The organism is Streptomyces sp. ISL-87 (assembly GCF_018614095.1).
Taxonomy (GTDB): Bacteria; Actinomycetota; Actinomycetes; order Streptomycetales; family Streptomycetaceae; genus Streptomyces.
The window spans coordinates 161690-174767 of sequence record NZ_JAGGOY010000046.1; the positions used below are offsets into that span (position 1 = coordinate 161690).

A 13078-nucleotide genomic window follows, 5' to 3' on the forward strand; every position below is an offset into this window, starting at 1 on the left:
CCGTTCGCCGAACTCAAGGACGTCCTCACCGTCACGGCCTCCGACGCCATCGCCACCTGGAACGGCTGACCCCGGGCAGGTGTCGGGGTCGCGGGCTTCGGTCTGGGCGAAGGCGTCGGCGACGACCTGCGCGGGGCGCGGATCACCGAGGCGGTGCACCATTTCCGCTCCGCTTTCGGGCCCGGCCGGACAGTTGGGGCACGCGCCGATAGATCATCCGGCGTGTGATCGTGAACGGTCAGGGCGATGCTTCCGGGCCCCAGGTCAGCAAGTGGTCAGCATCGGTCCCAGTCCGGTCCCGCCCGGCGCCTGGGTCGGGTTCGTGGCCCAGGCGCCGGGCCGGCAACTGGTTAGAGGTCGTGCTGGTCGAGCATCGCCATCAGCTTCCGCTTGCGCCTCTGGTCGGCGCGCAGGGTGGCCAGGTATGTGGCGAACTCGCCCTCCGTGCCCAGCGTGCGGTGGCAGGCGCGGGCGCTGAGCAGTAGCTCGGTCATGCGCTCGTACGTGGCGTCGCCGGTCTGCTTGCGCAGCGGCTCGATCCAGCGCAGGTAGACGGCCAGCGCGTCGGCAGGCCGCCGTTCCCGGATCCGGTCGGCCAGCGCCAGCCACTGCTGCTGGTCGGCGTAGCCCTCGGCGGCGGCCTGCCAGGCGGCATCGAGGTCGCCTTCGTCCATGAGCGCGTCGACCAGCGCGGAACCGCCGTACCAGCGGCCCTCCTTGGGCGGGGCAGCGGCAGCCCGCAGTACCTCCAGCGCACCCGTGCGCTCGGCGCCGTCCCAGGCGTCGGCCGTACGGGCCTCCGTACGCAGGTCCTGGTAGGCGGCGAGCGAAGGGCGGGCCCGCAGCAGGTCGCGGCGGATCGTGACCACGTCCGCCAGGCGGCCGGTCCGCGCGTACCGTGCGCAGACGAAGGCGACCAGCTCGCCGTCCGGGCCCCACTCCGACCCGGTCTCCCGGAGGCCGCGTTCGGCCCACTCCAGGGCGTCCGCCGGGCGGCCCGCCGCCTCCAGCTCCTTGGCGATCACGAGGTGGGTGTGGCCGTTCGGGGCGAGAGACGCCGCGTGCACCGCGACCAACTCGTCCACGCTGCCGCCGTCCGCCTGGAGCAGCCGTTCCATCAGGTGTTTCTCCGCCCACCCCTTGGGTTCGGCCCGCCAGGCGGCGACCACAAGTTCCCGGGCCCGGGCCAGGCCCGGCTCGCCCAGCACCTCCTGGTAGTCGAAGAGGTCGATGCCGGTGACGTCGTTCCCATCGTCCAGCAGATGGTTCACCAGCCAGTCTGCGGTTTCCACCGGGTCGGCCCGGGAGGCCCGGCAAGCCTCCAGGTGCGCCTCGGCGAGCCCTGTCGCCACCTCCCCGAGCAGGCCGTCCGAGTCGTCGATCTCCCCGTACGTCCGGCCCAGCGCCGCGAGCGCCTCGCGGGCCACCTCAACCGCGACCGCCGCCCGGCCGCTCGCCGCCAGCGCGCGCAGAGCGGTCACCGCCTCCGCCGCCTGCTGCCCGTAGGCATGGGCGTCGGCGTACTCAACGTAGCCGTACTGGGCGAACGGGCTGGTGTCGAGCAGGTTCAGGACGCGCTCCCGGACGATGCCGGTGTCCGCCCCGGCGGTGGCGGCGCGCAGCTCCAGGCGGCGGCGCAGATCGCGGTCTTCGGCGAGCTGTTCCCGTACCAGGCCGAGCAGTTCCTCGCGGCTGCGGGATTCCAGCCAGGTGTCCAATTCCTTGGTACGGCCGCGGGCGGCGGCCCGTTGCCGGGGCAGCGACTCGGCCTGCCCCAGTACAGCCAGGCCGACCGCCACGCAGTGCTTGCAGAAGTTGCCGTCCAGTCCGTACGGGCAGTTGCACCAGCCGGTGAGGCCGGGCCCGTCCCCAGCCTCGTCGTCGGTCAGCTCGACCTCGTATCTGTCCGTGCCCTCGACGGCGGCGCTGATGGTCCCGTCCTCGATCTCCAGGCGGGACACCGCGTCCAGATAGCCGAGGCCACGCTCGTAGGAGCGGTCCCCGGCCAGCTCGCGAAGATCGCCTTTGGTGAATCCCCATCGGTGTGTCACAACGGCCATTCAACCGCGTGACGGCACGCTCGGTGAAGGGCTTGGGGGAGCGGGGCCGTACTTCAACCAGTGACCGTTTCGGATGGAGGGCTCGACAGCGCGACGGTCCTCGGCCCGCCGCCCGATGTCGACGGCGGCGATCGTCACCCTCACGAACTGCTGACCGACTTCGGCCGGTCAGACTCGGGACCGGTCCCGGGTGGAGTCCGGGGCCGTCTGCAGTCGGGAGTTCTTGCGGCTGTAGAGCAGGTAGACGGCCAGGGCCAGCAAGAGCCAGCCTCCGAACAACAGATAGGTGTCGAGGGGAAGTTCGTAGATCAGATATCCGCAGGCGAGAATGGACAGGATCGGGACCACCGGGTAGCCCGGGGCGCGGAAGCCCCTGTCGAGACCAGGAGCGGTGCGGCGCAGGATGAGCACGCCGAGTGAGACCACGGTGAAGGCGGCGAGGGTGCCCATGCTGGTGAGGTCGGCGAGCAGGTCCAGGGGGAAGACCGCCGCGAGGAGGGCGACGAAGCCGCCGGTCAGGAGGGTGGTGAACACCGGTGTGCCGCTGCGCGGGCTGACGCGGCGGAACGCGGAGGGCAGCATGCCGTCGCGGCCCATGGTGTACAGGATGCGGCTCTGTCCGTAGAGGACGACCAGGGTGACGCTGACGATGGAGAGCACCGCGCCGGCGGACAGCAGCAGGGCCGGCCACCGGGCCCCGGTGATGTCGCCGAGGATGGCGGAGAGGCCCGCTTCCTGTCCTTCGAAGGCCGTCCAGGGCTGGGCTCCGACCCCGACCACGGCGACCAGGATGTACAGGGTGGTGACCACGAGCAGGGCGCCGATGATGGCCACCGGCAGGGTGCGCCGGGGGTTGCGGACCTCGTCGCCGGCGGTGGAGACGGCGTCGAGGCCTATGAAGGCGAAGAAGACCGTGGCTGCGGCCGTGCTGACGCCGGCGACGCCCAACGGGGCGAAGGGCTGCAGGTTGCCGGTATCGAAGCCGGTCGCGCCGACCACGATGAACAGCGCCAGGATTCCCAGCTTGACCAGGACAATCACCGTGTTGACCAGGACCGATTCCTTGGCGCCCCGTACCAGCAGCAGGCAGCACAGACCCACCAGGACGACTCCGGGCAGATTGATGACGCCGCCCGTGCCCGCGGGCGAGGAGATGGCCTCGGGCATCCGGAAGTCGAAGAGGCGCATGGTGAAGTCGTTGAGGTACTGCCCCCAGCTGACCGCTATCGCGGCGCCGGAGACCGCGTACTCCAGCAGGAGGCACCACCCCACGGCCCAGGCGGCGAACTCGCCCAGGGTCGCGTACGCATAGGAGTAGGAGGAACCGGACACCGGGACGGCCGAGGCCAGTTCGGCGTAACAGAGCGCGGTGAGGGCCGCGGCGGCCGCCGCGACCGCGAACGACACGATCACGGCGGGACCGGCCTCGGGCACCGCGCTGCCCAGTGCGAAGAAGATGCCGGTGCCGATGGTGGCGCCGATGCCGATCATCGTGAGCTGGAAGGGGCCGACGGTACGGCGCAGCCCGCCCGCCCGGTCCGCGTCCGTCGCGAAGGTGTGCAGTGGCTTGCGTCTCAGCATCTGCCGGCGCAGTGTCGGGCGAGAGGACATGGGGGACTCCTGCGGGGGAGGGGGAGGGGTGGACTGCCGGGTCGGACGGGCGGAGGCGGTTCAGCGGAGGTCGCGACGCAGCAGGTCGCCGTATGTCTCTCGGCGTACGACGGCCCGTGCCTCGCCGTCCTGGCAGAAGACGACGGGCGGCCGGAGTGCACCGTTGTAGTTGTTGCCGAGGGAGTAGGTGTAAGCGCCGGTGACGGGCACCGCGATCAGGTCACCGGGGCGGGGGTCGCGCAGTGGTACGTCCGGGCTCAGGGTGTCGCCGGACTCGCAGTGTCTGCCGACCAGGTGGCACGGGTCGCCGCCGCCGACGCGTGTGGCGACGGTCGCTTCGAAGCGCTGCCCGTAGAGGGCGACTTCGAGGTTGTCGGCCATGCCGCCGTCGACGGCGACGAATGCGGGCTCGCCGCGCTTGACGGTGGCCACCCGGTAAAGGGTCACGCCGGACTCGGCCACCATGGACCGGCCCGGCTCGATGATGACGTGGGCGTCCTCGGGCAGTACCCGGCGGGCCGCGTCGACCAGCGCGTCCAGGTACTCCTCGACGCTGGGCGGGTGGTCTTCGTACGTGTAGCGGGCGCCCAGGCCGCCCCCGAGGTCGTACACGGCGAAGGTGCCGAGGCCCGCCACTGCCTCGACGGCCCGGGCGAACGGCTCCGTGTCGAGGATCTGGGATCCGATGTGGACGTGCACTCCGTCCAGCCTCAGCCGGCCGCTGCCGCGCAGTCGGGCGATGGCCTCGCGGGCCTGGGGCAGCGTCAGCCCGAACTTCGAGCCCTCCTGGCCGGTTGAGACTGCCGCGTGGGTGTCGGGCCGGATGCCGGGTGTGACACGCACCAGGACGGGCTGCTCGTCGGCGACGATCCGCCCAGCCGGTCGATGTCGTCGAAGTTGTCGATGACGATCAGACCGGCGCCTGCGTCCACGGCCGTCCGCAGTTCGGCGTCCGTCTTGGCGTTGCCGTGCACCACGATCCGAGCGGGGTCGACGCCGCCGGCCAGGGCGAGGGCCAGCTCGCCGCCGAGGCCGGCCACCAGCTGCCGCACGAAGGCGTCTTCGTCCGGGGCGGCGAGCAGCGGGTTGGTCTGCTTCTGCCCGCCGATGGTGGAGGTGCGCTCGTCGCCCCGTATGGCGGAGCAGAAGGAACCGGCCCCGTGGGTGGGCCAGACGGCGGTCGGGTCCGGGAGTGCGGCCAGGCGCCGGAGCGAGCGGTACTGGGCGCGGGCCAGCTCTTCGGTCCGGTCGGAGCCGAGGAGGTCGGTGCGGGCGGCGGAGTTCACGATCATCGAGCCGCCGGTGAAGACACCGAGTTCCCGGTTGCCGTCCAGGAGCAGGAAGGACAGGTGCTCGTCGGTGTGGCCCGGGGTGGCCAGAGCCTGCAGCGTCAGGCCGCCCAGGTCCGTCTCGTCCCCGTCGCCGAGCGGGGTGTGGGGGAAGGAGCGGTCTCCGGCGGCGGAGGCCAGTACCTGGGCGCCGTCGTCGTGGGCGAGCTGCACAGCGCCGGAGAGGAAGTCGGCGTGCAGATGGGTGTCGGCGGCGAACGCCACGCGCAGTCCGCGCCGGGCGGCGGCCGCCTTGAGGGCCCGGAGGTCCCGGCTCGCGTCCACCGCGTGCTGCGGCGACTCCTGCGCCCGCGACAGCCCCTGACCGGGACGGAGTCCGGGCCGCGTACGAGCGGAGCCGGTCACCGGGCCCGCTCCGCCAGCTTGCCCGAGGTTCCGCCATTGGACAGCGGTTACGGTCGGCTGCTGACTTCGTGATGCAGCCAGGACGCAGTCGACTTGAACAGTGTGGTCGAGGGTGAGCCGTGCCGAGTGGGTGAACAGACTCCACTCGAACTTGTTCAAGTCTGCGACCGAAGAATCGCAATGCCGGCAGCTTCCTGCTGGTCTTCCTCGGCCTCGCGACCTGCCCGATCACTCACCGGCATGTCCAACGCCTTTGTGAGGACCTCTCGGGCCATGCACCGCCCGCCCGGGGGCTCGCCCGGGCCTGAGTCTGCGTACCTGACATCCGCTCCTCGAGTCGCGTGCCGCACCGCCTCGCCCTACATTGCGAGCGAAGAGATGTTACGGACAGTGAGCGCATGATCATGCGTTGCCGACCCGCATCGGCGTGGGCTCACCGCGCCGTCGCTCCGCGACGAGGAGACCCCATGCCCGAGTACGTCGACGCCGTCAGTCCGTTCCCCTCCCTTTATCAGCTCGGCGACGAGATCACGGACCCGGTTGGCGAGGAGTTCCAGGCGCTGCTCGGCGAGCTGTACGACGACGAATTCGACCTGGCGCTCTGGGGACTCGTCCAGGAGGGCGAAGCGCACCTGCGGCAGATCGTCCCCGGCCCGGCCGAGGAGGCCGGCGGCTACAGACCCGATCAGGTGCGCGCGGAACGGCTGCTGCGTACCTGGGCCGCGCCCCTGCAGGAATCCGCCGACGACCTACTGGGACGCATGGCCGCGGCACTGGAGGCCGAGGACCCGGACGTGGCGGACGAGCACCGGATCGAGGAGCTGCTCGAATCCGTACCGGTCACCATGACGGACGTGTCCGCCGCCTTCGACGAATTCCTTGGCTCCCTGAAGAAGAAGGCGAAGAAACTTGCGAAACGCGCCGCGGGACTTGCCCGGAAGGGCATCGCCGCCGCGGGGCGCCTGGTTCCGGCCGCCGTTCTGCTGCGGAGGCTGGCACCGCTGGTACGGCCGCTGCTCCAGCGGGTTCTGCGGCTGGCGCTCGACCGGCTGCCGCCCGCACTGCGCCCATACGCGAGCCGACTGGCCCAGCGCTACCTGAAGACCGCGGGCGAGGCCCCGGCGGCGGACGTGGCGGTGCCGACCACCGTGCCCGACGCTGCGGCGCTCCAGCTCCGATTCGACGCGTCGCTCGCGGAACTGCTGCTGGCCGCCGACGAGTACGAACTGCAGACCCTGGTCGCGGCCGAGGCGGTGGCCGCCGACGACGAACAGGACGACACCCTCGCCCTGTTCGACGAGGGACGGGAGCGGTTCGTCGAAGGGCTCGCCCGGCTGGAGGAAGGGCAGGACCCCACCCGGCTCGTGGAGGAGTTCCTGCCGGTGGCCGCGCTGCGCCTCGGCGTCCGGATCGTCGGACGCGAGCGCGTGGTCCACTTCCTCGCCACGTACCTGGGCCGGCTCATCGCCCCCTATGTCGGCCCGCGCATCTCCCCGGCGCTGTCCCGCGCCATCGTGGACGCGGGACTGCGCATGCTGACCCTCGAAGCTCCTGATGAGGAGAGCGGCGAACCGGACGGGGCGAACGGCCTGCACGAGGGCGACACGCGCCGCCTCGCAGCCGAGGCCCTCGCCGCCCTCGTGGAGGACGCCACGGCACACGTCACGCAGTTGGACGAGGAGACGCTTGACGACCCGCTGCTGCTGGAAGCCGCCCTGGTGGAGGCCGGCCGTGACGCCGCCGCGACGAGCTTCCCGTACGAGGTGCTGCGCCCCGACGGACTGGCGGACGAGGCCACCCGGCCCGCCGTGCCCTGGGTGGCCATGCCCCGCCGGGGACCCCGGCGCTACCGGAAGTGCGCGCGGATCTTCGACGTCACCCTCACCCCCCAACTGGCCCGGGCAGTACGTGTCTTCGGTGGCCGTACCCTCGACTCGCACCTCAGGGACAGGTTCGGCACCGCGGGACCGGTACGGGCGCGGATCCACCTCTACCAAGCCGTGCCCGGCAGCAGGCTCGACCGGATCGCCCGGTCGGAGGCCGGCCTCCTCGGCTGGGACTCCGGCTCCGAGGCGCCCTGGGAGCTGCTGCACCCGCTCACGCCCATCGCGGCCGGCCTGCTGCTCGGTGATCCGGCACTCGGCGGCAAGGAAGTCGCCGCACCGGACGATCTCACCGGCCATCGGGGGCGGTTCCCCGGCACACCGGGCGCACCCTTGCTCGGTCAGCGCTTCTACGCGGTCCAGGTGCCCGGCGTCGTCACGCGCTCCCGGCCGGGCCGGGGGACGCGCGGGGCTGCGCGGCGCAGGACCGGCCCCCCGGTGACCGTGCTGCTCGATGGCCGGACCAAGGAGATCCGCGTCGCGCTCCACCTGCCCGAGGCGAAAGCCCAGACCATGGCTGCCGCGTTGCGCCGCGGCGACAGTCCCGCCGTCACGCTGGCCGCGCTGCGCCACACCCTCCGCGCCGCCCTGGGCGAGGCCCTCTCCGACGCGCGGGATCGGCGAGTACGCGTCGCGGAGGCGACCCCCGAAGCGTCACAGCTCCGCACCGGCCCCGAACACGGCGGACCGGGGCAGGGCGGACCTGGACGGGGCGGGACACCGACGGCTGCCGACCGGCTGACGACCTGGGCGAGTCTCGGACTCTCCCGCGCCCTCGCCCGCGACCGGCGGGCCTTCGTCGCCGCCACCGAGGACCCGGCGGACGGCGTGACCCTGCTCGTCCAGCTCGTCCAGCCGCCCGGATTCGACGAGCTGCGCGCACACGTGAAGCGGCGGGAGTCGGGTACCACGGACTCCGCACCTCTTCACGCCGCCCTGGCCGGTGCGCCGCGCGACACGCGGGTGGAGATCGTCCCCGGATACCGGCGTGCGTGACGACGTCGCGGCGCTGCGGCTCCAGCTGGCCCGTCAGGTCGGGCACTGGAGGGGCGCCGTCAGCACGCTCGCCGACCCGGAGAACTTCGCCGCCGCCGGGGCCTGGCGAACTCTCGAGCACCAGCTGGGGGTGGCGGTTCGGCGGCACCTCGCGGAGGCCGTCGAGACACTGCGCGCCGAGGCCGACGTCCTGGCGGCGGAACTGGGCGCCGCCCGCGTCGGGGCCGACCTGGAGCTACTCCGCCGCAGAATCACGAGATTCCGGCGGCGCTACACGCGTGTGGAGACCGCCCTCGATTTCTACGGCGACGCCGTGAACTCCCGTACCTCGGACAAGTTGGCCGCCGTCCTGCGGGCCTGCGACCTGCTCGCGATCCGAAGCATGCAGGCGGTGCTCGGCCCCCTCGGCCGGCCCACGCCGCCCGTACTCACGTACGTCGACAAGGGCATGGGCGCCTCCATCCTGAGAACCGGGCTGCGCCTCTGGGACGCGGGCGGTCTCACCCCGGCCGCCGCCATCAAGATCACGCGGCACAATCTGCACCGCCCGACAGCACTGATGCACGAGGCCGGTCATCAAGTCGCCCACACGCTCGGCTGGAACGAGGAGCTCGCCAGCGCGCTGCGGCTCACGCTCGCCGACGACCCAGAGGTGGCCGAGACATGGGCCGGCTGGGCGTCGGAGACCGCGGCGGACACCTTCGCCTTCGCGCACGCCGGATACGCGGCGGTGGCCGCGCTCCACGACGTCCTGGCCGGGGAGCCCCGGCAAGTTTTCCGCATCCGGCCCGGCGATCCGCATCCCGTGGCGTACCTGAGGGTGCTGCTCAACTCCGCGATGGCGCGCAGGTTCTACGGCTCCGGCCCGTGGGACGACTTGGCCCGGGCCTGGACGCTGACCTATCGGATCGGCTCGGCGCCGGACGGTGACCGGGAGCTGCTGCGGCGCTCGGTCCCGTGGCTGCCGCTCATCGCGGAGGTGTGCCTGCTGCGGCCCATGCGGGCCTTCGGCGGCGCGCCGCTGGCCGGCCTGGTCGACCCGGTGCGGGTGCGGCCCGACGCGCTGAGGCAACTGGCCCAAGAGGCGGGGCCGGCGTTGTACAGCTCCCCGCACTGGCTGGACGCGGAGGGGCTCCGGCTGCTGGCCCTTTCGGGGTGGCGAGCCGCGACGGAGCCCGAGGCGGCGGAGTCGGTGGCGGCGGAGTTCGAGGACTGGATGACGCGACTCGGACAGGGCGTCCGCGACGTAGTGCGAGAGGAGAGACCGTGAACCGAGCACTGACCCCTCAGGAGCAGGAACAGCTCAGAATTGCGGCGGCCCTGAAGGAGCTTGCCGACGTTCTCAAGGGGCCGGACCTGCCGACCAGCAAACTCAACGACTTCTGGACGCTGCCCAGGGGGCATGGGCAGGGGCAGGGGCAGGCACCCGTGCAGCAGCAGGGTCAGGGTCAGGTGCAGCAGCAGGCACCCGTACAGCAGCAGGCTCAGGGTCAGGTGCAACAACAGGCACCCGTACAGCAGCAGGGTCAGGGACAAGTGCAGCAGCAGGCACCGCCGAAATCCGAGCAGCCGTCGAAGAAGTCCGCGGACTCCGAGAAGACCGAGGGGAGCTTCTGATGTTCCGACAACTTGCCAGCAATGTTGTGCTTTATCCGCCTGCGGTTCCGCCTGTGCCGCTCCCGGTGCTGAACCAGGCCGACTTCCTCTTCCAGCAGCACCCCGCGGAGCTGCTGTCACTGCTGGAGAGCGCCTGGGGACAGGGCTTCCGGGCGGGGAACCCACCAGCCGTGCTCCCCCTGCGCAACGCGACTCCTGTGCTTGGGGGTGCCTGGCCGACGCGGAGCCGTTTCGGTCCGCTGGCGACGCGGCCGGGACCCCAGCAGGGCGTCATCCTTCCGCGCCGGCAGTTCGCTTGGGAGCACTTGATCTACGCGTACCTGATCGAGAACACGCGCGTGTACGAGATCTTCCGCAGGGTGGTTCACGGCCTGCTGCACGGAGAGCAGTTGGGCATCCCCCGGAAATCCGAGACCTTCGAGTGGCTGCGCACGACCGAGGAGCTCTTCTACAAGGGCGGCGCGCCTCTCACCGTGATGTCCGTGGACAGCCACCTGCGCCCCGATCTGCGCGCCACGCGAAGGAGCGCGTACCACCGGCTGCTCGGTATGGATCTCAACCACGGGAGCGACGACAGCCAGGTCTACCCCTACGAGAAGGCTGCCTCGGCCAACCGCGACTTCGTCGCTGTCTTCGAGGAGTTCCTGCGCCTCGTGTGGGTGGCGATCTCCTACGAGGGGACAACGGGCGGCGGCTCCGTCACCGGCCCGGTGCCGGTGGATCCGGCGGCGATCGCCAACCTGGCCCAGCGGCTGCAGAACATGCTGAACGAGCGCCGGGGCAGTCAGCCGACCATGGCGACCCTGGCGCGGGATGAGTTCGTCGCGGTCGCCGCGATGTCCTGGTTCGACGTGACGCTGTCCGCCGACACTCCGATCGTCGAGGACCTGCAGGCCGTGGCCACCGCGCCCGAGGAGCGGCTCCGCCGGATCGGAGAGCGGGTCGGCCTGCCGCCCCACAGCCGCTCGCACGACTACTTCATCCTCGCGCCGCTGGTCAGCCGGCTCCTGATCGCGATCGAAGGCGGCGCGCATTCGACCGCGCCAGGCGCGCAACTCCTCTACGTGCTCAACCTCCCAGGTGGTGGTGGAACCAATCCCACGCGGGAGCTGATGCAGACGATCATCCATCACTGGTCACAGGCCACCGGCCGCGATCTGAAGTCGGCGGCCGTCCATGCGTCTCCGCGTTTCGCGTCGGCGGCATCTCCGCCGACGGCGGCCCCTGCGCCCGCTGTGGCTCCGGCGCAGGCCGGCGCCAACACGGCCGCCCCCGCCACCTTCGCACCCGTCTCGACCAACGGGTCGGGTCCCGTCAGTCAGCAGACGCTCGTCAACTGAGCCAGGAGACACATATGAACCGCGCGTCCTGGGAATCCGGTTCGCAGGCGGGAGCGGTGCGCGATGCTCCTGTTCCCGAGGAGGTCGGGCACTGGTCGTACCCGGTCGTGAACCCGCTCCGTCCTCCGCACGAGATCCTCGCCCTCGTCGAGACGGCGGGCTCCGCCGGGCCCGCCGGGCCCGTGGGCCTGCTCGAAGGTGAGGTCTGGTCCGGCACGGCGACCCAGGCGGACTTCCTGAACCGCGTGCTCCGTGCCCACCTGGCCCGCAGGGCACGGAAGGGGCCGCCCGGTCGCGACCTGCCGCCCGACGAACGGGCCCCGGTGGCCGGTACGAAGATCGAGATGAGGGCGGACGCCGCAGCGGCCGCGGGCCGTCTGCTGGCCGCCGCCCAGGACGCGCTGGCCGCGGCGCGTGCCCGTGGGGACGAGGACGCCGCACGGACCACGCGGCTCACCGCGACCAGCGGATACCGAGGCGCCGGCCACCAGGAGCGGCTGTGGCGCGGCTACTTCGAGCGCTACTACAAGGAGAGCGCCGCCGGCCGGGAGCGGCTGGCCGGCGGGCCGCACAGCGATGAGGCCGTGCGGTACATGCTCGACCTCTTCCGCATCCCCGCCCGCATCGCGGCGCCCGGGTACAGCAACCACCAGAACGGCATCGCGATCGACCTCCTCCAGGAGCGCACCGCCGGTCACCGGATCAGGAACAGCACCCAGACCGCGGCCGTCCGCGCCTGGCGGCGCACATGGTTCTTCAACTGGCTGCAGGCGAACGCCGGGTCGTTCGGGTTCGCACCGTACGAGCGGGAGCCGTGGCACTGGGAGTACCGCCCCGGGCGAACGTCGGGCGGGGAGTTCGAGGACGAGGACGCGTACGAGGACGTGGAGGAGGCCGAGTACGGCGCGTACGAGGAAATCGGTGTCTCCGAGGAGTACGCGGAGTCCGTCGCCTACGAGGAGCCGGACGAGTGCGAGGAGCCGGACGAGTGCGAGGCGTCCGACGAGTACGAGGCGCCCGACGGGTACGACAAGCCCGACGAGTACGACAGGCCCGACGAGTTGGACGAGCTGGAGGAGTACGAGCAGGAGTGGCAGGAGTGGGAGGACGACCTGGAGGCCGAGACGGCCGAGCTCGGTGCGGACCGCCTGGACGAGACCTCGGACGATCTGCCGGCCGGCCCCTTTGGCACCCTGCGTCTCGACCGACCTGGTGGGAGCGGCTGGAGCTATTCCTTCACCCCTGAGGACGTGCTCTGGACAGCGAAACTCGTTGCCCTGGAGGCCGGGGGAGCCGACGACACGACAAACGCGGCAGTGATCTGGGCCATGCTCAACCGCTACGCGCTCATCACCCACCGGAGCAAGCGGTACCCGACGTTCACCTCCTTCATCCGGGCCTACTCGACCACCCTCCAGCCGGTGCTCCTCAACAAGGGCGCGGCGGCCGCCCATATGCACGAACGCGACTTCCACCGCACGGGCGGCACGTACGAAGGCACCACGATTCCCAAGGGCCAGCTCGGACGGCACCTCAGAACGCAGGCCGAGCCCTGGCGGGACATCCGGCCCGACTCGGCGAAGGACATCGCCCTGCGGGCGCTCACCGGTCGACTGCCCAACCCCGGGATCGGCAACGCCAGCGAGTTCGCCTCCACGCGCATCTTTTGGCAGCGCCGGCACCGGACCAGGAAGGAGCCGACCCCGCAGGATTGGCGCGACTACACGGAGGCCTACGCACGGCGCCGCGACATGCGCTGGATCGGTGACGTGCCGGGGCTGCCGCAGCGGGCGAACGCCTTCTTCCTGCACCGCGTGGGGAGGAAGTACCCTCCGGGAGCGGTGCGCGTGTCGCCCCCGCTCGGCGGCTAGCCGCCG

General features: G+C 71.6%; 9 protein-coding genes. 5 read left to right on the top strand and 4 right to left on the bottom strand.

Annotated elements, in window-relative coordinates; translation table 11 throughout:
• Nucleotides 1-350: 350 nt before the first annotated feature.
• The 4 genes from J7I97_RS18555 to J7I97_RS39935 form a co-directional block, all read right to left on the bottom strand.
• Nucleotides 351-2051 (bottom strand): SWIM zinc finger domain-containing protein, encoded by a 1701-nt coding sequence (locus J7I97_RS18555; RefSeq protein ID WP_374195492.1) that lies wholly within the window; start codon nt 2049-2051, stop codon nt 351-353.
• Nucleotides 2052-2228: 177 nt separating this feature from the next.
• Nucleotides 2229-3671: an APC family permease gene (locus tag J7I97_RS18560; RefSeq protein ID WP_214936256.1), complete on the bottom strand. Its 1443-nt coding sequence runs from the start codon at nt 3669-3671 to the stop codon at nt 2229-2231.
• Nucleotides 3672-3731: 60 nt separating this feature from the next.
• Nucleotides 3732-4514, bottom strand: coding sequence for a hypothetical protein (locus J7I97_RS38590; RefSeq protein ID WP_308369172.1), 783 nt, complete (start codon nt 4512-4514; stop codon nt 3732-3734).
• On the bottom strand, nt 4436-5365 hold the full coding sequence (locus J7I97_RS39935) for a hypothetical protein (protein WP_308369171.1): 930 nt from the start codon (nt 5363-5365) through the stop codon (nt 4436-4438). Before J7I97_RS39935 ends, J7I97_RS38590 begins: the two co-directional genes overlap by 79 nt.
• 467 nt (nt 5366-5832) lie before the next feature.
• On the opposite strand from J7I97_RS39935, the gene J7I97_RS18570 reads away from it, so the two are divergent.
• From J7I97_RS18570 to J7I97_RS18590, 5 genes are read left to right on the top strand one after another with little or no spacing between them, the layout of a single operon-like run.
• On the top strand, nt 5833-8244 hold the full coding sequence (locus J7I97_RS18570) for a hypothetical protein (RefSeq protein WP_214936258.1): 2412 nt from the start codon (nt 5833-5835) through the stop codon (nt 8242-8244).
• The gene (locus tag J7I97_RS18575; RefSeq protein WP_214936259.1) at nt 8237-9514 is read left to right on the top strand and encodes a hypothetical protein; all 1278 of its coding nucleotides are present in this window, start codon (nt 8237-8239) and stop codon (nt 9512-9514) included. The genes J7I97_RS18570 and J7I97_RS18575 overlap by 8 nt, the downstream gene beginning before the upstream one ends.
• Complete coding sequence (locus tag J7I97_RS18580) at nt 9511-9861, top strand: hypothetical protein (RefSeq protein ID WP_214936260.1); 351 nt, start codon at nt 9511-9513, stop codon at nt 9859-9861. Before J7I97_RS18575 ends, J7I97_RS18580 begins: the two co-directional genes overlap by 4 nt.
• A gap of 53 nt (nt 9862-9914) precedes the next feature.
• Complete coding sequence (locus J7I97_RS18585) at nt 9915-11201, top strand: hypothetical protein (protein ID WP_214936261.1); 1287 nt, start codon at nt 9915-9917, stop codon at nt 11199-11201.
• 14 nt (nt 11202-11215) lie between these two features.
• On the top strand, nt 11216-13072 hold the full coding sequence (locus tag J7I97_RS18590; RefSeq protein WP_214936263.1) for a M15 family metallopeptidase: 1857 nt from the start codon (nt 11216-11218) through the stop codon (nt 13070-13072).
• Nucleotides 13073-13078: the final 6 nt, after the last annotated feature.